The organism is Microbulbifer maximicatervae (SeqCode), from assembly GCF_052467615.1.
In genome coordinates, this window is sequence record NZ_CP174319.1 from 1,584,431 (window position 1) to 1,603,764 (window position 19,334).

Consider the following 19,334-nt stretch of genomic DNA (forward strand, 5'->3'; position numbering starts at 1 on the left):
AGAAACGCCCTGCGTACACAGCGGGAGACGCAGTGATAGTACGGAGTCGCATCAAGTGAGATCTGTGAGCGGCGAGGCTGGGTCATCGGGTATGGATTTAACTGTTTTAATATCCAGTTTTTTTATTGTGATTTCCGTATTGTGTCAATAGCTGTGACGCCTTAAGCTCTACCTTTTATGGGTGTCCAGAAACGGCCGCTTTCACGCTTGTAAAGAGCTACATCCATTCGCAGCGAACTGCTCCTAACATCTTTAGCCTTCAAGATCCGCAGAGATATTACAGAGTGATTCAGAGGCACGCTGGCTACCTTAACCACTCCCCAACCAATACCAGCCTGTAAAAGTTGGCGAGTGATAGCTTAGGGATTTACGATCATATTGACCGTGATATTGGAGAACAAGAAGATAAGCCCAAAAACAATAATGAAATAAAGGGGTTACGGACTAGCGTTAAAATTGAGATAGTAGTCAAAGTGATCGTTTTTCCAGTTTGTACGGACGTATCAGGATGCTTTAAGTCTATGGTTTTAAATAAAAATTTAGGCTTTGGCGTAGAAATTGATTCTGAGATAACAATCAGGATAGTAGTGGTCAGAATGATTACTATATAGCTGTTAGGCATTGGGGGGAAGTTTGGCGGAAATTCTCATAGTTTATTTAGTTGGCCTGCTTATATATCCTGTAGCTATTGGTGCGTACGCAATACAGTCTGGGTTGTATGTTTTGTACTGTATTTGGTTGATTTTAGGGTATGTATTTTGGTGGGAGTTAGGTAGACGAAACCATAACCGACTTCGAGTGTTTCTAGTTGCAGTTTGGTTTTTGCCGAGCACTTTAATTTGTGGTGCCGCTGCCGTTATTCCCTGGCCTATCGCAATGCTTTGGTATCTAGGTGGGGCGTCTGGTTGTATAACTGTCTCTAGTCTGGCAGTAACGCTCGCTTTAAACGTGATGTTTGCAGTGGGCGGATTAAAGTTATGGCAACTGTTTCGGATGAAGCGAGCGAATGCCTAACAAGCGCAAGCAGTTTGCTACGGCCCTTCGGGCCTCCGCGGGACGCCCAACGCCATGCACATTTTGTGCGGGTCGCTGCGCTTCCGGTTTCGCACAAAACGTGCATGGCGTTGGTCGCCCCTGTTGCGGGCGTTATACGTAAGAATGATTGAACGACTAGATAATCCTTCAACTTTCATTGGATGGGCTGCAATTCTCGTTGGCGGATTGTTTCTATCATTGAGTATTTTTTTACTAGCAGACTTTCCGCTATCTGAAGATATAGAATCAACTCATGGAATAGTTGAGAGCGCGCGTCTGAGGCCTGGAGGTAAGGGTAGCGATACTGTGTTGGTATCTATAGACGGTAAGCAGTTCCGCTATGCAGGGTTTTGGAGTGAAGATGTGTCTAAATCCATAGTTAAGGGTTCGGAGGTAGCAATTAGCTACTATCAAGCATTCGACAGTAGCAACCAATTGGTTTCCTTGAACATCGGTAACGTTAACGTATTGAGTAAGTTTCAATCTTTATCTGGTAGGGTTGTATTTCCAAGTGCAGTTGGTTTGCTTAGTCTATTTTTACTCTTTGTAGGCTTTCGTGATCTCTGCCGTCTTCGACACGCATAACAAGTTTGTCCATTTGACGTTTTGGTCTACGCTCCGTTTTGGCGTGGCTTCGCCATTGTACGCCAAAACTCCACTACAACCAAAACGCAAATGACAAAGGCGTTATACGCAATCGGAGAAGTAGTGGAAGTAAGGCGTAATAGTAAGAGGAAAATTCTAAAGTCATTTCTTTGCTGGCTTCCTCTTGCACTGGTGTCGCTTGTGTTCTACGGAATGATTTTTGTCTTGTTAATCATGTATCTTCTTAAAAATATATTTGGCATCGATGAAGCTTTGGCAAGGCAAATTGGCTGGGTTATAGGTGGTGGTCTTCTTGTATTGTCTGGCTATCTCTATCTTAGTTGGTTAACAAAATCACTTTCGTCTTATCAGTTGTCAATTATCAATGAGATATTAAGGGTCAAAGGCAAAGCCGGATGGAAATCTCTAGATATTGAGGTTCCTGTAAGCACAATACGCGAAATCAATATTGGCCAAAGTGCAAACAAGGCAGAGAAGCTTTCTGCTGGCCATGGAGCTATCCAAGATCAAGTGGCATCTAGGCTTAATTTTATTCCTGTATCAGGCAAGCCGTTTAAACTAGACTTTGCCGCCAAGGCTTTTGATAATGAATCTCTGTATGAGTTTCTAGTCTTTACCAAAAGCAAGGGAATACAAACCAATGTCAGCGTATAACAAAGCCAAGCAGCATCGCCAGCAAAGCTGGCTGGACCTCGCTACGCTCGGCCGCTTTTGGCGGCGTTAACCCAAAAAAGATATGAACAAAATATTTCTCGTAATTCTAATAACATTTTCAAGTCTCACGGTTGCTGAAACAGCAGTTCCAGTTGAATATATATTTATTGAGTCTTGGCGGTCGAGGTTGCCTGACCAGGTGTATATAGATGAATTTGGTAGTATTAAGGTTGTTGAGCTTTGCCCAAATGATAAAGAGCTAGTAGTAAAGTTAAAGCTAGAAGGCTCCTTTGATGAGCTGAATGGGAAGGTCTATAAGCTTTATTCTGTGTTAAGAAAAAACGATCTTAAAATACAGATAGAAGAGCTAGATTCAAATTCATTTGAAGTTTGTCCTCACTGTGAGGGTATGAATTTGAAAATCAGTGGAAAATATTTCACTGAATCTGCCAATATAGACCACCGAGCGCCTGAGGATGTAAAAGTAAAATTAGTAGAGCTAATCAACAACTCTTTAAATCGCTCTAAATACAAAGGTTGCTCAGAGTAAAATGGTTAACAAGGCAAGGCAAAATCGCACCTTCGGTGCTGGACTCGCTGTCGCTCACCTTTGCTTGCTGCGTTATGCGCTAGGGCATCGAGAATGATTGAGATCACTTTCCAAACCTTTCAAGATCCGACATGCAAGATGGTTCAAATCCCATTTGATAGGTTCTATGACGAGCTAGAGCATGGCGAGACTTACGAGAAAGATGGTGTTGAACGATATCTGGATCACAGGGAACATATCAATGTCGATAATGACAGCGTTTCCTATTTAAGTGTCAAAACTCCAAACTATTCAAACAAAATTGAGTACGGTAAAAGGGGCAGCATCACGCAGCATGCTATTTATCCTGATTCATCAGAGATGCTTGTTGTTCAGAGCCTTATAGAGCCGAATGTGATTCACTCTGTGAAGGTAACTAAGCGCAATGGTGAATGGTCTTCATCATGTATAGAGTTGATATATGACGATGAGCCTAAAATTGTTGACATTAAATAAAGCTCATAACCAGGCGCTGCACCCGACTCCGGCGCTGTCGCGTCTCCACGGGTGAGCTTGGCGTTAGAGCTAAGACTTACCCACGTTTAGTAGACACCCTGTATAGTCAGGTTTAAGCTTAACACGGAGGTGTATCATGGGTAAGAAAAGAACTCAGGCGTATACGGAGGAGTTCCGCAGAGAAGCAGTTAAGAGAGCGGAAAAGCCTGGAGCAACAACGGCTTCTGTGGCGCGAGAGCTAGGCGTCAGCGCACAGCAGATCTACAACTGGCGTCGTCAATTTAATCGACTGTCTGATAAGCAGTTCAATAGTTTAGACGGTGTTGACTATTCCAAACAAGAAAGCGCTGAAGTTCGCAAGCTCAAGAAGGAGCTGCATGAAGCTCGTCAGGAGGTTGAGTTTCTAAAAAAGGCAGCTGCGTACTTTGCGAACCACCAAGAGTAAAGTACGCACTGATACAAGAGCATGTAGGGTCATTCCCGGTTAGCTTGATGTGTCGGTGTTTAGAAGTCTCAAGATCGGGTTATTATCGATGGCGGGGGCGGTTGCCATCTGCTCGCACGATTAGAAAGATACGAACAATCGAGAAAATCCGAGAGACGTTTGTTGAATTTAAAGGTCGTTATGGCGCGCCTAGAATTGCTTGCGAGCTTCAAGAGTTAGGTGAGCCATGCTCGTGGAACTACGTCGCTAAGCTTATGCAACAGGAGCATATTAAAGCGAGAAACGGCAAAGGCTTTCGATATAGTCAGCCCGTAGAGGGGAGCATTAACGTTTCCGCCAACTTACTTAAACGTTGCTTTGATATGGATCGACCCAATTGCCGCTGGACTAGTGATATTACGTATATCTGGGTTCTGGAGAGGTGGCTATACCTCGCGGTAGTTATGGATCTGTACTCTCGACGTATTGTAGGTTGGGCATTTGACTCTCAGATGACCGATGAATTGACACGTTGAGCATTGAAAATGGCCCTAGAGCGACAACCAATAAAGCCTGGACCGCTAGTTCGCTCTGACAGGGGTGTGCAATATCGATCGCAGAAATACCAGGATCTCTTGTCCGAAAGCAAGTGCAAGCCGAGTATGAGTCGCCAGGCTAACTGTTGGGATAATGCGGCAATGGAATCATTCTTTAGCAGGCTAAAAGTCGAGCTGGTCTATGCCGTAACATTCGAAAGCGAAGAGCAAGCAAAATCTGAGGTGTTTGAATACATTGAGATTTTCTACAATAGGGTTCGTTGGCACTCTGCATTGGGCTATGTAAGTCCAGCAGAGTATGAACGAAAATACGCATAGTTAGAGTGTCTACTTTTTGTGGGCAAGACCAGTGTTTAAAGGAGGTGAATATGCAATCTGTAACTAGAGGAATATTTTTCATATTGGCATTCATTCTCTTCATCTCTGGAGTAATAGACGTTGCAGAACAATTCAAAACAGGAGAAGAAGTCAGGTGGCGAGTACCTATAATTTTCTTGGGGTTTGGTGTCGGTATACCACTCGTTCTATTATCGTTTCCTGAAATGTTTAGTACCAAAAGTGATGCTTATGCGGACAGAGAGCCCGGTGAGTATTCATCAGACGATTGTGGCGGTGATGGAGGTAGTAACTAAACAATGTGCCAAATACTTAACAAGCGTAGGCACACCGACAAAGTTGGTACTGCGCTTCAATTTTGCTCGTGCTACGAGCGTTATTAATCTTGGAGAGTTTTGTGCTCGGAAAGCTGAATGCAATAGCCACATATATAGCTTGGTTGTTTCTTGGAGGTATGATTTTATCCTTTGTTCTTGGTTACTTCGACGTTACTTATGAGATGCCCATCTACTATTTGATCTTTGGCGGTTTTTTCTTGTTTGCAATTATTCATTTTGTATTGGCGCTTTGGGTGCGTTGCCCGAATTGCAACAAGTGTTTAACCATTCAGGGTACGCAAGGAGTTCATCCTGCCTCTATACACAAAAGCTGGTCGTCTGTTGTGTTCCACTGGTTTTCAGGTAGGGTAGGTTGCATACATTGTGGTGCTACAATTTCTATAAATGACTTATAACAAGCCGCAGCAATCGCTTCCTTCGACCGCTGGGGCAGCCAAAACGTTACGCTTATTTGTCTGCCCCTGTGCGGGGCGTTAGGCTCTAAAACATGAGAGAGATGATGAAATATTTCGCAGCTCTTTTGATCTCTATTATCTCTTCCGTATCGCAAGCATCTCAAGATAGTGCTGAATCATTGGCTCTTCGCAAGTCATATCCAATTCAACTTTATATGGGTGCCTGTGTTGTTACTCATGCTCAGCCTGCCAAAGTAGAAAGCCAAGCCAAAGAAATGGGGTTCACCGAAGCTAAAAGGGGGCTCGCTAACCAATATCTACAAGGCCACAAAGGAAAAGCTTGGGTTTCTAAAAATGAGCATGGCAATTTCGCTATTGCTGCTCAAGATAGAGGGTTGTGTTCAGTCTTTATTCATCAAGGTAGCCCAGAGAAACTTATGGCCAGCCTGGATGCATGGTTACCTCCTGAAGGGTCAGGCTTCAGCTATAAAAAAGAAATCGTTTCTAAATCTGGCCCACTGGAAACCACTTCATACAAGATATTTCGTGGAGCCAAATTAATAGAGCAATGGGTTATAACTCTTTCTACCCAACCCAACTCTAAACTTGTAGCAATAATGTCTTATGATAGATCGCAAGCCTAACAAGTTGGTCAATGAACGCCTACGGCTGGACCTCTGGAAACTTTCCCCCATTGAGTAGGCGCCTACCTTTTGAATAGGATAAGAAAAAATATCGAAAATATTGAGTGAAATATGTGTTGTTGAATACTCAACTGAAAGTAGATGCGACTACTTTCGCCAACATCATTGGCCTGCATCTATTAATAGTGTGTAGATGGCGACAGGAAAGCAGAGAAGGTAAGCTGGTTGAGAAACCCAGTCGTAGAATAAGTATGGCGAAGACAACGAGACCTCAGCATTAGGCTGATAATAAAGAAATAAAACGCCTAAGAAAGCTGGCTGAAAAATTAAAAAAGGAGAATAATTTTCAAAAAAACTCGGAAGCGTACCTGAAAGAGCAAAAATCTGGAATATTGGTTTGGAAACTACAGTATAAACGGTATAGCTATAATTTCTGGGATCATTTGATTTCTATAGTTTTATTTCCAGCAGGTGGGGGCCTATTTCCGCGCTTTTGCGCTATAGAGAATGTTAACCACAGGATACCATTTTTAGTGTTGCAAATTTTATGAAGAATTTTTCGTGAAAATTTATGAGCTCAGCATTATTCGATTGTGAGTGCAATAGCTATTTATAGTCGCAAATAGTTATGCCACTTGTCCAAGCCTTGGCAGATTATGGAAATCAACAGCTAATCAATATTTACTGTTGAGGCATAATGTAGACAAGCTCGGCCGCTACCTGAGTATTACTGGGATGAGATACCTTTATTCTCACGGATCTTTACAGCCGACATTTGATTTTTGTCTTCAGTTTTGAAAGTTATACGTGAACTAATACCAAGTTGATCCTGAAGTAAAAAGAAATTGCTTAAGGCTATCGGTAGGGGCGCCTTAAAGAAGGATAACAAGCTACATTTGATGCGAATAGATAGATGGTTGCATCAATTATAGGTAGTTGTAAACAGTAAACGAGTAAGCGCAATCATATTATAAGCCCACAAGAAAACTGCCGTAGAGCTCCTCACACTGACGCTGCGTATTTTTTGCTCAATCTGATCAATGTAAGATCAAATTGAGAGTATATCCTTCTGCTAAAGCCCACTTATTATAGGGTGTTGATAGAAAGAGGGATAAGAGAACATTCTTGAATGTGGTACAATGCAGTAATCTAGTTACTACCATATTCAAAATAAGATATCGATAGTAGCTGCTATCTAACCGATCTAGAGCGGTTCACAGAATTGCTGTGCTGACAATAGTCGCAAAAGATAAATAAGGATACAGATGAGCTTCCAATCTAAACAAGATAAATGGCCAATACCGAAATTTGATGAGAATGACCAACCACATTTTCTGTTTATTATAACTCCACCTTATTCTGGTTCAACTGCACTAGCGAATTTAATAAATACAAGCCATAAAACAATGATCTTGCAACCCCGGGGGGAAGGGCAATGGCTGATCCCCGGTATGTGCGAGAAAGATAGGTGGAACGCAGATAAGGATATAAATTACTTATCTGTAAAGGCGACTTGGTTAAATAAGTATCAAGCTATTAAGAAGCTTACCCAAAATATTGAGGTGGTCATAGAAAAGTCTCCTCCAAATATGATGAGAATGAAACAAATAGCTTCTCAATTTAAGAGCTATTCGTTTATAGCGAATAACCGGGATCCTTATGCTAACTGTGCAAGTATTCTTTATCGTCATCATGATACGGACAATCTTGGTCAGGATGAGCGCAAAGTTATTCTAGATAAATTAACATCGGCATGGGTCATGAGAAGTGTAAAAATAAAAGAATTAATTTCATCTCTTAATGCTCCTCTTGTAACGTATGAAGAGTTTTGCCGAGAACCACTTTTAATCATTGATAAGCTAGCAGTACCTGATGGCGTAACAGATTCGATCGATCCCAATGCCAACTTAAAAGTTAAGGACTATAAGCCACAGCCAATATCAAACCAGAATGAACGGCAAATATCTTTATTAACGGGTAGCGAAATTGACTATATCAGTCAAAGGCTAAAGCCAGAGGGCGGGCTGTTAAATTATTTTGGTTATGAGTTGCGAAGCTAGAATAAGCTATTTTGGGTCAATATAACCCCATAGTATTCTGTGGGGTCATATTATTTATTTCTTTTCTTGTATCACAAACATCTAAAGTTAATTCTTTGCCAAATCATGGGGCGTAAAGGGCAAGACTTCCCCACGTTTAGTAGACACCCTGTATATTAGGTTTAGGCCTAACACGGAGGTGTATCATAGGTAAGAAAAGAGCTCAGGCGTATACGGAGGAGTTCCGCAGAGAAGCAGTTAAGAGAGCAAAAAGCCTGGAGCAACAACGGCTTTTGCGGCGCGAGAGCTAGGCGTCAGCGCACAGCAGATCTACAACTGGCGTCGCCAATTTAATCGACTATCTGATAAGCAGTTCAATAGTTTAGACGGTGTTGACTATTCCAAACAAGAAAGCGCTGAAGTTCCCAGGCTCAAGAAGGAGCTGCATGAAGCTCGTCAGGAGGTTGAGCTTCTAAAAAAGGCAGCTGCGTACTTTGCGAACCACCAAGAGTAAAGTACGCACTGATACAAGAGCATGTAGGGTCATTCCCGGTTAGCTTGATGTGTTGGTGTTTAGAAGTCTCAAGATCGGGTTATTATCGATGGCGGAGGCGGTTGCCGTCTGCTCGAACGATTAGAAAGATACGAACAATCAAGAAAATCCGAGAGACGTTTACTGAGCTTAAAGGCCGTTATGGCGCACCTAGAATCGCTTGCGAGCTTCAGAGTTAGGTGAGCCATGCTCACGGAACTACGTCGCTAAGCTTATGCATCAGGAGTATATTAAGGCAAGAAACGGCAAAGGCTTTCAATATAGCCAGTCCGTAGAGGGGAGCATTAATGTCGCCGCCAACATACTTAAGTGTTGCTTTGATGTGGATCGACGTATTGTAGGTTGGGCATTGACTCGCAGATGACTGATGAATTGACATGTCGAACATTGAATATGGCTCTAGAGCGACGACAAATAGAGCCTGGACTAATAGTTCACTATGACAGGGGGGCAATATTGACCGTAGAAATACTAGGATCTTTTGTCCGAAAGCCAGTGCAAGCTGAATATGAGTCTTCAGGCTAACTGTTGGGATAAAGATTATTGGTAAAATCTTTCGGCCTTTGCCGGGCCTATCAAGCTCGGCTTATCGGATCGGTTGAATATGTATCTAAGAATAATGTCTTAGGATATGGGATGATTATGAAATACAGGCAAGGAAAAAAGGATGATAGCCACCGTATTGCAGAGCTTGACTATATGGCCTCCGGGGGAGTGGTGGAATACCTATTTCATGGTCTAGTGCCTGGCATGTCAGCTATGCAATTATTATCTGATGGATTAAAGCAAGATAAATATCCATATACGTTCCGTAGCTGCATTGTTGCAGAATCTGATCATGAAATTGTCGGCATGGCACTTTCATATCCCGCGCAGTTCCACTGTATAACTGATGAGCTGATAAATTTTCTGCCGGCGGATCGCTTAGAGAGGTTCCGTGAATTCTATTCCAGCAGGGTTGAGGGGAGTTATTTTCTGGATGCTATGGGCGTTGATGAAAAATACAGGGGCACGGGCATTGGCAAAGCTTTACTGAAGCGAACGAAGAGCAAAGCTATTTGTGAAGGCTACAGTGAACTAAGTCTTATCGTATTTTCTGATAATCCAGCGGCTATCAATCTTTATAAACACAGTGGTTTTACTAGTATTAAGAGTATTAAATTGGAGCCACATAAGCTAATTCCACATGATGGAGGTTGTATATTGATGGTGTGTGAATTATAAAAATTTGATTGCGATACCTATAAAGAGTGTTCCATGCCTCTGGGCGCACTGTGTTCGGCATAGTGTGCTTCGCCGTTTACGGTGATATTAGCGAGTAAAAAATGTGAAGATAATTATCGCTATAGTTAAATCTGCACATGATTTTAGTATTTACTAAGAGAATTATTCATGAAAAAGAGCCTTGATCAGCTAATAGATAATAGAGAAGACTGGCGAACAATAGCATTTGCTTTTTACTCCCTGGTTCACAATGACCCAAGTGATTGGGATAAGCTTTCAGACAAATTGAAAAATAGTGAAATAGGCAATATTTGTCAGAAATATATAGATACTAAAGATGTTCAGTACCTAATGGAGGCGGGTAAGATGCTTGCAGGTAAAAATTGGTACACAGCTCTTGGAAGAACATTTTAAATGTTTGTTATTTTAAGTTGGTATAAAAGTTGTGGTGTGTCGAAAAGATGTTAAGTATTGCAAGTTAGAGTGAAATTATTTTTCCTAGATTTAACGCTGCCCGCACTCGAAAGATAATATTTCTTGATTAAGCTGAATCCAATCCACTGTTGGTTGGCTTATTTCTGGAAATTGCTATAAGCGATTCTTCCAGAGCCTTTCAGATGTGTATGTAATATTTTCACCTTTATGGCTTCGTTTAGCAGTACATTGTGCTGCCAGGGATGGCACTAAAGTATGAGGCTGTCGCTCATAAAGCTCTTCTCGCTAATTATTTTTACTCCCTTTGAGGGGGTAGTTTGTTGTTCAGATCGACTCAGTGTATTTGTTCAAGAAATGTCAGGTAAGTGCCTGTAATTTTCTAGCGAATACAATTCTAGTAGAATAAAATCAAATAGCTGGTACTGTTATATATGGCAATGATGGCAGCTCCACGCTATCTGTATTTGGGTTAAGTGGGCTTTAATTATTTGGGTGCTCATAAAATAAGACAATTAAATCCGATATCAGTAGAAAGTGTAATTTAGGTAATTGAATGGAAATGTGTTGGATTTATAGTATTAAGTACTGCCTGACCAGCACTTTTATCACTATCTGTGTTGGGGTAGCTCGTGTTTATAGAAAATATATGCTGGGATGACGCCCCTTTTAATCCAAAAAATATTCGCTAAGGTGTAACTTTTTTGACTTTGCAGTTTGTTAAAAGAAAAAATGGATTGTTGTCTTTTTAAAAGGGCTCGCCAATAATTTGAATCTCAAAAAATTACTGTTTCTGTGAGCTGGTATCTTTACAAGTAATTACTTTGCAAGTAATTTCATTAGCTTGCCTTAATTGTTGGTTTTGAATTTTAGATTCTGATAATACAAGTGCTGTCGGCACTAAAAGAATGTCAGGAATTATGGTCATTTACAATTGAAATGGGGGGAGCGAGCAGTCTGTTTTAAAGTGTTTTTAGGTGTTTATCATTAGAAAGTGGTCGGTAGTTAGGATGCTACACTGGTCACATGGATATAGCAAAAAGGAAAATCCAATGCTAAAAGATGTAACTTATAAAAAAGCTTTAAAAAGTATTATAGGATTAGTGTTTGTGTCAGCAAGTTGGCAAGCGCAGGCCATCAGTTGTCCTCAGTTAGAGGACGTTTCATTGCCTCCAAAATGTAGCTCTGAAGAGCTAGGAACTTGTAATGTTGCGGTACAAAATATAATCCCAGCTGCAGCCTGTGCAATCTTCGAAGTGTCTCCGGCCGCAAATGATGCGACGTTGGTACTCCGTTTTACAACGCTTATCACTAACTCCTGGTTTGATGCAACAGCACCTTATCATCCGACAGCAAAGGGCGTTTACTCAGATATTAGTCGAATGACAGAGCCGACAGATAATACTGAGTTAAATATTGCATTGACCTATGCTTCCCACAAAGTACTAAGTGGTTTATTTCCCCATTTGGTATCTGAATGGGATGATATGCTAATTGAGCTAGGGTTAGATCCTGAAAATATTTCAGAAGATACGTCCACACCAATTGGTATAGGAAATTATGCTGGTAGAAAAGTTCTGGAAGGACGTGTCAATGATGGGATGAATCAGTTAGGTAATGAAGGTAACCAGCTTTATCATCGCTTGCCTTATGCCGATTATACGGACTTTAAACCCGCTAATTCTGCCTACAAGCTGCGTTTTCCATCAAAATGGCAGCCGGCAGTTTTAATGGAGCGACCAGGCGTATTTCGGGTTCAGCAGTTCGTAACTCCTCAAATTGCATTGACTACGCCCTACAGCTACGAATCTCCTGATGAGTTCACTTCACCGATACCAATTAAATCCAAAATTTGGAACTATCCCAGTTACGTAGCGCAAGTAAATGATGTATTGGCTACATCAGCGAATTTAACTGATGAGCAGAAGATGAAAGCTGAACTATTTGATATGAAGATATTCAGCTTAGGCTTCGCTGCCGTTTTTGCATCTGAATCTCAAGGTTTATCCCTGATGGATTTCATACACTATGACTTCCTGACTAATATGGCAGCTTTTGATACTGCTATTGCTATCTGGAAGGAAAAGCGTCGCCATAACTCAGTAAGACCTTTTTCTGCTGTTCGGTATATTTATAAGGATGAACCTGTAACGGCTTGGGGTGGTGCTGGAAAGGGAACTGTGGATGATTTACCCGCTAGTCAGTGGACTAGCTATCTGCCTGTAGCTGATCATCCCGAGTATCCCTCCGCATCAGCTAGCTTTTGTGCTGCGCATGCCGAGACAAGCCGCTTGTTTTTACCTCAAGGAGATACTTTGGGATATTCTGTAACTGCGCTGTCTGGCAGCTCTCAGATTGAACCTGGTGTAACACCACAAACTGACTTGAATCTATATTTCCCTACCTGGACTTCATTTGAAGAGGACTGTGGTAACAGTCGTGTATGGGGAGGTGTACACTTTGAGCCTTCAGTACCTGCAGGGCAGGCGATAGGTCATCAAGTGGCACATCGTGCTTTTCAGTTTTACCTCTCAAAATTAGAAGGTAACTAAGAGAGATGACGTGGGGCAGAAGAATCACTAATTGATAAGCTCGGATCCAATTAGTATCTTCTGCCTCATTTATAAGTTAGATGTTTCTATTCTGGGACCTCTGTTCATCAATGTTTAAAATGTGAGCTAAGTTGTCATTAGATAATCTTTTATCTCGATACCTGGGAAATCTAGAGTGGCTTCCGGTCACAAGAAATGTGAACCTAAGAACCCAATAATAAGTTCACTCAAGTGACTGAAAAAAACCATATAGATAATGCAGCCTATTGTACCATAAGTTAAGAAGTGAAATACTTGACAATCATTTTTGACAGAGGAGCCTGAATCTCAGTAGGGAACAATATCCCGTTGATGTATTTCTGCAGTTTTTAGATGTTTTACAGGGCTTAACTTTAATTAAAATATAATTCGGTCCTGTTTCTCTTATGCTAATTACTTTACTTATAATAATTGGATTGTTATTGCCTGCAGTATGGCAGGTATTGTTAGGATAATTGTGATGAAGCGAATCCCTGAACCCTTCCGTATAAAAATGGTTGAGCCGATCAAGATGACAACCTATAAAGATAGGGAGGTTGCACTCAATAAGGCTGGATTAAATCCGTTTTTACTGCGCAGTGATGATGTCTATATTGACCTATTGACAGATTCAGGCACTGGTGCAATGAGTGATAATCAATGGGCGGGTTTGATGCTTGGTGATGAGTCCTATGCCGGTAGCCGAAACTACTACAATTTGTGCAATGCAGTAGAGCATTTTTTTGGGTATAAATTGGTTGTTCCTACACATCAGGGGCGTGGAGCAGAACAAATTTTGTTTCCTGCTCTGATTGAGCGTATGCGTCAAGTGCGGGGAGGGACGGAGCCTGTATTTATTTCAAATTATCATTTTGATACTACGGCAGGGCATATAGAGTTAAATGGCGGAAAAGCAATTAATGTGGTGGATAAACGTGCTTTTGATACCACGACAGCATACGATTGGAAAGGTAACTTTGATTTACAACGCCTGGTTTCCACTATTGAGGATCACGGAAGCCACAATGTCTGTGCGATTATAACTACTGTGACCTGTAACAGTTCTGGTGGTCAGCCTGTGTCCATGAAAAATATGCAGGCAGTTTATGAAATTGCTACTAAGTATGATATCCCAGTGGTAATTGATTCGGCTCGATATTGCGAGAATGCTTACTTTATAAAGCAAAGGGAAGAGGGGTATCAAGAAAAATCGATTTTAGAAATTATTCGTGAGATGTATCAATATGGGGACATGTTGACAATGTCCGCAAAAAAAGACCCTATGGTAAATATTGGTGGCCTTTGTTGTATTCGAAATAATGAGGAACTGTTTCAAGCCGTACAAACCCGCTGCGTCCCTATGGAGGGTTTTGTGACCTACGGGGGGATGGCTGGTCGCGATATGGAAGCGCTGGCCCGGGGGCTCTATGAGGCTGCCGATGAGAGCTATTTGAACTACCGAATTGGCCAAGTGGCCTATCTGGGAGAGCGATTGAGATCTGCTGGAGTACCCATTCAATATCCTACAGGTGGGCATGCGGTTTTTGTAGATGCATCGAAGATTCTTCCCCATATTCCATCGGATCAGTTTCCAGCACAGGTGTTAACCAATGCGCTGTATCTAGAAGCGGGCATCAGGGCTGTGGAAATTGGTTCTTTACTTCTTGGGCGGGACCCGGATACCGGTGAACAAAAGAAAGCAGATCTAGAATTAATGCGGCTTACTATTCCACGTAGAGTCTATACAAATGACCATATGGATTATGTAGCAGATGCGATTATCGAACTTAGCTCGCGGGCCAATGAATTGCGGGGGTTAGCTTTCGAGTATGAGCCGCAAGTTCTACGACATTTTACTGCTAGATTTACAGAGATTTGAGCTATAAATAACTATTTTTTTCTATTATAGTAAAACCATTCTTTAGTATTTTTTACAACTAAAATAAGGTGGATACATTGGATATTTGTATCCACCTTATTTTTCTAGAAATTATCTTGTTGTCTTACCTGGTTCCAGCTGGCCCCTAAGTCGGTTGATTCGTAGAAATCACCATTGGCACCATCGCAGGAAACTAATAAACGATCGGCAACAAGAGGAACTATAGAGGTACAATAGTCTGTAGGTGGTTTATTGTCTGTAGCTATCCAGCTTTTTCCGCCATCCGTTGTTGTTAAGATTCTGGTTTCTGTTTCACGATTCCTACCGGAAAAGTTACTTTGTGAAAAACCAACAATCGCAACGGCTTCATTGTCAGTTGAGAACCAGGGAACGGATCGAAATGTGAAATTTCTATTTATACAGCGATTTCTGGAAGATTTACTCTCTTTACATTCTTTAATATACGTAGCTATTTTATCCTGGTTGCCATTTTTATCAATTTTGTAATAGGTTGGTTTTCCTGTCCAGGACCAGAAGCCAGCTTCCTCGACACCTAACTGAACTGCGCCTGCGTCAACAATTGCATTTAGGTCAAAATCATCTACTGTTTTTTCGATCATCCAACTTTCAGGATCATAGATGAAGATTTCGCTATTGATTGGCGAAAATATAATACTTCCATACGTTGATTGCTCACGGACAGTTATGTAATTCTGGCCGTTGAATTCAAAAATAGTTGTATTGTATATATGTTGGTCACTCTTGGTGTGAGCTTTCATTTCCCCTATTTTTACTTCCGCAATATGCTCCCATCCTTGACCTGATCTTGAGGAATATTGATTCAAAAGTTTCCACTTTACTTGTGAATTTGCTACTACTCCCCTATAAATATTCACTTCAAAGTTGCGAGTAACTAGAAGTTCTATCTCTCCTGTATCTAGAAGTCTCAGGTTTTCAATGTGAGTATTGTGCTCCAATGATATGTCTAGCCAATCCCCTTTAGCAGAGCGCCAGAATAGGGCGCCTTCACTCCCCCCGACTACTAGATCACCATGATTGTTTTGTGCGATAGCCGTTAGTTCATGATTGGTGTCAACAGCATCAAGCTCCCAGTCCCCGTCGGGAGTACGTTTCATAAATACGCCGACCTTTCCAAGAAAGTAGATGGAATTATCAGGAGAAATATACTCTTCGCTGTATGTCAGAGGATTCTGTGCAATGGATATATAAGCTGACTCACGCTCTTCATCATTTTCATCGACATGCCACCCGTTGATTGATTGAGGATCGTATTTTATGAATGGAAAGTGCTTTGCAATTACCTCCCCTTCTTTTGATTCAGGCGCGCGAATCAAAAGGTCAAGGTATCTGTCACCTTGTGGCTTTGGATAATAGATCAAAGTACCAAGATCAGTGACCTCACCCTGCGTAACTGAAAAGGTCCCCAGCTTCTCATCTGCACTTACGAAACGGCTGTACCATCCATTACCGTTTGAATAGAACGCCCGAATGCTACTAATAGAGTAATTCCCTGGTTTGACAGAAGAGGCAAATACCGTTGTACCATTTAGCTTTGGTCGATCCGCAAGGAGACGTTCCGGTTTTATGGATTTAGACTCGTTCAAGTTTTCCGGGTTAATTGTGAGTTGATTAAACGGCAGGGCAACTCCAGAGGCGTTAATGATTCGAGCGACAACAATTCCATCTTGTTCGCTAATAGGGACGTCTTCTTTCAATGTTGGTAGCATATTAACTTGCCCCGCACAACCTTGTAGAAATAATAAACAGACCGCTAAAAGAAGTGGGCAAGACTTAACGTACCTGAGAGGGTTCATCCCTGACATATTATTCTCCATAATTTGGACCAAAGCCTGCCAATTGTATTGCATTTGGCTCTGAGATAGTATTCAAAACGTTGTCACTCATTTATAAATAAACATATGGAAGTGTTATTTTGACACTAAATTTTAGAAGCGTGATGCCGGTAGGCTATCAGGTAAGTGGAGTAGATACTCTTCTTAAAGGCATAATATTTGCGGCAATCCTTGTGTCTGAATCAGTAATTGCTCGGACACTGTCATTGGTACCCTATGATAGTCCGCCTGAGTTAGAGGGCGGGCGTGGGTATGTTTTGGTTAAGCTAGATGTAGGGGGTACTGCGCCCTCAATTGAGTTTGCTAAGATGTACGCTAATGGAAACAAATATCTGCTGAGTGGGCAAAAATATAAACTGCGAAAGAAAGGTCGTTATAAAGTCAGCCTCAAGGATAAGTCCGAAGGTTTTTACCTGATGACAGTCCCAGCTGGCCTGTACCAAATTACCCAAATAAATGCACCTTACTTCAATCTCCCCTACAAACTAGATACTGCTAAGCAGCGTACTTGGCGTTTTCATGTGGAAGCTAAAAAAACAAATTATATTGGTAGCTTGTTTATAGGTAAGGAAAGAAAGTCAGATACGGTAGAAGTCTATTTCAAAAATCGAATAGCAACAGATTTAGATGGAATTCAAGAAGCTATAAATTCATTAACTGAGTTGTATCCTCTGGTATCTGGTGCGGGAGTGCAAGATGAATTCTTGCAAAGTTGGTTAAGTCCTATGGAGATAAACCAATGATTGTTTTTTTTCGAGGGACTTTATTGGCTTTGTTGTGCATTCTGGTGAAAATTGGTCCAGTAGTAGCAATGCCAGCAGAAAGCTACTTTAAATCGATTGATACTATAACAGCACAAGTCAGTCCAGATGGAAGATTGGTAGCGTCCATTAAGCAGAGTGATGCTAGTCAAAAGTTAGATATTTGGAGTCGTGAAGATGGGTCTAGTCATACCCTGATTGATCTCGAAACATTGACATCCAGGGACGCATCAATTCAATTTATCCGTTGGGTTGGCCCACAGTATCTTGTTGCCCAGTTTAAGGAAGTCAAGAAGGGTGTTAAAAATTTATTAGATACCAAGCCAGCTTATCGACTATTAGTGCTTGATGTCTCAGGCTCCGAAGGCCAGCCTCCAGAAATATTTGAGGTAAAAACACCAGGATGGTTGGTCCATGCGTTGCCAAACAGGCCGGGCCATTTTCTGTATGCAAAAAGTGGGATTTACTCCAAGGTATACAGTATTGACGTATCTAAGCTTAACCGATTTAAACAGAAAGCAAGTAAACTTTTACGAAAAGATGGAGGCCAGTTTACAGTTCAGAATGAAGTGGCTTCAGTTGAAGGGTATGCGATACGCTGGTTTTTTGATCCATCAGGCCAGCCAAAGTCAGTTTTGTTTTTCAATGACAGCAAGCTTCATCTGAGTAAAGTTGTTAATGGACACTCTACCGGCCCAATAAAGAGTTGGTCTGAAGAAGAGTTGGAAGAGGAGCCCGCCCCCGGAGCAGAGCATGGAATCCTTATACCTGTATCTATAAGTCCGGAGTCTGGAACTTACTTTTGTTTAGATACTAATTCGGAGAAAGATCGGGTAGTTTACCGCTGCAATTTCACCAGTGGAGAACAGAGCATAGCTTATCGATCTGATAGCTACGATATTATCGATCTGGTAATAGAGCAATCGACAGGGGAGTTGATTGGTGTAAAAGTCGTTCATAATGGACGGTTAGAATATCAATATATTGATGAGGATAGACAAGAAAAAAATGGCATGGCGAGTCTACTAAAAACAACAGTAGGAAGAAGCCTCGATAGTACTATAGAGCTTTACTATAGTGAGAGCCACGGCCAGCCAGGACGTTATTTCATTAGCAGGAAAAACCAGAAAATTGACCAGCTAGTTGCCTCAAAATTTCCACATTTAAATGATCAGCTTGAGAGTCGCCAATATCACGAGCAGGTTAAAGTGGAGGGATTGGATATTCCCTATATATTGACCGTGCCAAAAGGTAACGGGCCATTCCCTCTTATAGTTATGCCACATGGTGGTCCTCTTGGAGTTTTTGACCATCAGTATTTTGACTACTATACACAGTTCTTTGTGGCGAATAATTATGCCGTTTTAAGGGTGAATTATCGAGGATCGAGTGGTTATTCAACTGAACTGGAGGAAGCGGGTGTTCAGCAGTGGGGTAACTTAATGCTTGAAGATATATTTCAAGCAACAAAAGTGGTAAGTGACCGAAGCGATATTTTGTCTTCGGAAATTTGTTCTGTTGGAATGAGTTATGGTGGATATGCTGCACTAATGATGGCTATCAAACACCAGCAATTGTTCCGCTGTGCAGTCAGTGTGGCCGGTGTCACAGATGTTAACCTCTACCTGAACTCACCCTATGCAACTGAGGCTCAAAGTAAGTGGATGCAGGAGAATGTTGGAGATACTGTTAAAGACTATGGCAAACTGAAGGACATTTCACCGGTATATCTGGCACAAAACCTTCAAAGGCCTGTATTTATTATTCATGGTGAGAAGGATGAAACTGTTGATGTTGAACATATGTACCGCATGAATATGATGTTAAGTAAGTTTGATAAGGACTATGAGTGGAAACTATATCCAGATATGGCTCATGGTCCTACTGATAGTGAGCACCATAGAGCTATTTTTGGGTCGATCATCAGCTTCCTTAAAAAGAACATGTAGGTTTTGGGATTATGGCGGC

17 protein-coding genes and 1 pseudogene are annotated in these 19,334 nt (G+C 41.5%); 17 read left to right on the forward strand and 1 reads right to left on the reverse strand.

The features are described 5' to 3' along the window. The first annotated feature begins 1,158 nt into the window (after positions 1-1,158). From ACJJIM_RS07225 to ACJJIM_RS07295, 15 genes and pseudogenes are all read left to right on the forward strand, one after another. The gene (locus tag ACJJIM_RS07225; protein WP_413665452.1) at positions 1,159-1,620 is read left to right on the forward strand and encodes a hypothetical protein; all 462 of its coding nucleotides are present in this window, start codon (positions 1,159-1,161) and stop codon (positions 1,618-1,620) included. Between the two features lie 123 nt (positions 1,621-1,743). Next, complete coding sequence (locus ACJJIM_RS07230; RefSeq protein WP_444912816.1) at positions 1,744-2,295, forward strand: hypothetical protein; 552 nt, start codon at positions 1,744-1,746, stop codon at positions 2,293-2,295. A gap of 82 nt (positions 2,296-2,377) precedes the next feature. Beyond that, complete coding sequence (locus tag ACJJIM_RS07235) at positions 2,378-2,845, forward strand: hypothetical protein (protein WP_444912817.1); 468 nt, start codon at positions 2,378-2,380, stop codon at positions 2,843-2,845. A 93-nt stretch (positions 2,846-2,938) separates the two neighbouring features. Next, positions 2,939-3,340 (forward strand): hypothetical protein, encoded by a 402-nt coding sequence (locus ACJJIM_RS07240; protein ID WP_413665453.1) that lies wholly within the window; start codon positions 2,939-2,941, stop codon positions 3,338-3,340. Between the two features lie 136 nt (positions 3,341-3,476). Continuing rightward, positions 3,477-3,785, forward strand: coding sequence for a transposase (locus ACJJIM_RS07245; protein ID WP_444895975.1), 309 nt, complete (start codon positions 3,477-3,479; stop codon positions 3,783-3,785). Between the two features lie 11 nt (positions 3,786-3,796). Continuing rightward, complete coding sequence (locus ACJJIM_RS07250) at positions 3,797-4,300, forward strand: DDE-type integrase/transposase/recombinase (RefSeq protein WP_413665858.1); 504 nt, start codon at positions 3,797-3,799, stop codon at positions 4,298-4,300. Between the two features lie 9 nt (positions 4,301-4,309). After that, complete coding sequence (locus ACJJIM_RS07255) at positions 4,310-4,639, forward strand: transposase (protein ID WP_444912818.1); 330 nt, start codon at positions 4,310-4,312, stop codon at positions 4,637-4,639. A gap of 50 nt (positions 4,640-4,689) precedes the next feature. Continuing rightward, positions 4,690-4,953, forward strand: a complete 264-nt coding sequence (locus ACJJIM_RS07260; protein ID WP_444912819.1) for a hypothetical protein — start codon at positions 4,690-4,692, stop codon at positions 4,951-4,953. Between the two features lie 529 nt (positions 4,954-5,482). Next, positions 5,483-6,034 (forward strand): NMCC_0638 family (lipo)protein, encoded by a 552-nt coding sequence (locus ACJJIM_RS07265; RefSeq protein ID WP_444912820.1) that lies wholly within the window; start codon positions 5,483-5,485, stop codon positions 6,032-6,034. 1,265 nt (positions 6,035-7,299) lie between these two features. Next, on the forward strand, positions 7,300-8,094 hold the full coding sequence (locus ACJJIM_RS07270; RefSeq protein WP_413665459.1) for a sulfotransferase family protein: 795 nt from the start codon (positions 7,300-7,302) through the stop codon (positions 8,092-8,094). 259 nt (positions 8,095-8,353) lie between these two features. Beyond that, a pseudogene (locus tag ACJJIM_RS07275) lies at positions 8,354-8,587 on the forward strand (transposase); the annotation flags it as partial. A gap of 675 nt (positions 8,588-9,262) precedes the next feature. Then, positions 9,263-9,850 carry a GNAT family N-acetyltransferase gene (locus tag ACJJIM_RS07280; protein WP_444912821.1) on the forward strand — a complete coding sequence of 196 codons (588 nt, stop codon included), beginning with the start codon at positions 9,263-9,265 and terminating at the stop codon, positions 9,848-9,850. A 168-nt stretch (positions 9,851-10,018) separates the two neighbouring features. After that, positions 10,019-10,264, forward strand: a complete 246-nt coding sequence (locus ACJJIM_RS07285) for a hypothetical protein (RefSeq protein ID WP_444912822.1) — start codon at positions 10,019-10,021, stop codon at positions 10,262-10,264. Positions 10,265-11,334: 1,070 nt separating this feature from the next. Beyond that, positions 11,335-12,834, forward strand: a complete 1,500-nt coding sequence (locus ACJJIM_RS07290) for a vanadium-dependent haloperoxidase (protein WP_413665462.1) — start codon at positions 11,335-11,337, stop codon at positions 12,832-12,834. Positions 12,835-13,333: 499 nt separating this feature from the next. After that, positions 13,334-14,731 carry a tryptophanase gene (locus tag ACJJIM_RS07295; protein WP_444912823.1) on the forward strand — a complete coding sequence of 466 codons (1,398 nt, stop codon included), beginning with the start codon at positions 13,334-13,336 and terminating at the stop codon, positions 14,729-14,731. Between the two features lie 104 nt (positions 14,732-14,835). Here ACJJIM_RS07295 and ACJJIM_RS07300 read toward each other — a convergent pair whose 3' ends face one another. Continuing rightward, on the reverse strand, positions 14,836-16,575 hold the full coding sequence (locus tag ACJJIM_RS07300; protein WP_444912824.1) for a WD40/YVTN/BNR-like repeat-containing protein: 1,740 nt from the start codon (positions 16,573-16,575) through the stop codon (positions 14,836-14,838). Positions 16,576-16,685: 110 nt separating this feature from the next. Here ACJJIM_RS07300 and ACJJIM_RS07305 point away from each other — a divergent pair, with 110 nt between their 5' ends. Continuing rightward, positions 16,686-17,348: a hypothetical protein gene (locus tag ACJJIM_RS07305; RefSeq protein WP_444912825.1), complete on the forward strand. Its 663-nt coding sequence runs from the start codon at positions 16,686-16,688 to the stop codon at positions 17,346-17,348. Then, positions 17,345-19,315, forward strand: coding sequence for an alpha/beta hydrolase family protein (locus ACJJIM_RS07310; protein WP_444912826.1), 1,971 nt, complete (start codon positions 17,345-17,347; stop codon positions 19,313-19,315). The genes ACJJIM_RS07305 and ACJJIM_RS07310 overlap by 4 nt, the downstream gene beginning before the upstream one ends. The last annotated feature ends 19 nt before the right edge of the window (positions 19,316-19,334 follow it).

Bases quoted from the DNA above. Each gene is read 5' to 3' on its own strand.
- ACJJIM_RS07225 (WP_413665452.1), top strand. From the start codon at position 1,159: ATGATTGAACGACTAGATAATCCTTCAACTTTCATTGGATGGGCTGCA.
- ACJJIM_RS07235 (WP_444912817.1), top strand. From the start codon at position 2,378: ATGAACAAAATATTTCTCGTAATTCTAATAACATTTTCAAGTCTCACG.
- ACJJIM_RS07240 (WP_413665453.1), top strand. From the start codon at position 2,939: ATGATTGAGATCACTTTCCAAACCTTTCAAGATCCGACATGCAAGATG.
- ACJJIM_RS07245 (WP_444895975.1), top strand. From the start codon at position 3,477: ATGGGTAAGAAAAGAACTCAGGCGTATACGGAGGAGTTCCGCAGAGAA.
- ACJJIM_RS07255 (WP_444912818.1), top strand. From the start codon at position 4,310: ATGGCCCTAGAGCGACAACCAATAAAGCCTGGACCGCTAGTTCGCTCT.
- ACJJIM_RS07260 (WP_444912819.1), top strand. From the start codon at position 4,690: ATGCAATCTGTAACTAGAGGAATATTTTTCATATTGGCATTCATTCTC.
- ACJJIM_RS07265 (WP_444912820.1), top strand. From the start codon at position 5,483: ATGAGAGAGATGATGAAATATTTCGCAGCTCTTTTGATCTCTATTATC.
- ACJJIM_RS07270 (WP_413665459.1), top strand. From the start codon at position 7,300: ATGAGCTTCCAATCTAAACAAGATAAATGGCCAATACCGAAATTTGAT.
- ACJJIM_RS07280 (WP_444912821.1), top strand. From the start codon at position 9,263: ATGATTATGAAATACAGGCAAGGAAAAAAGGATGATAGCCACCGTATT.
- ACJJIM_RS07285 (WP_444912822.1), top strand. From the start codon at position 10,019: ATGAAAAAGAGCCTTGATCAGCTAATAGATAATAGAGAAGACTGGCGA.
- ACJJIM_RS07290 (WP_413665462.1), top strand. From the start codon at position 11,335: ATGCTAAAAGATGTAACTTATAAAAAAGCTTTAAAAAGTATTATAGGA.
- ACJJIM_RS07295 (WP_444912823.1), top strand. From the start codon at position 13,334: ATGAAGCGAATCCCTGAACCCTTCCGTATAAAAATGGTTGAGCCGATC.
- ACJJIM_RS07300 (WP_444912824.1), bottom strand. From the start codon at position 16,575: ATGTCAGGGATGAACCCTCTCAGGTACGTTAAGTCTTGCCCACTTCTT.
- ACJJIM_RS07310 (WP_444912826.1), top strand. From the start codon at position 17,345: ATGATTGTTTTTTTTCGAGGGACTTTATTGGCTTTGTTGTGCATTCTG.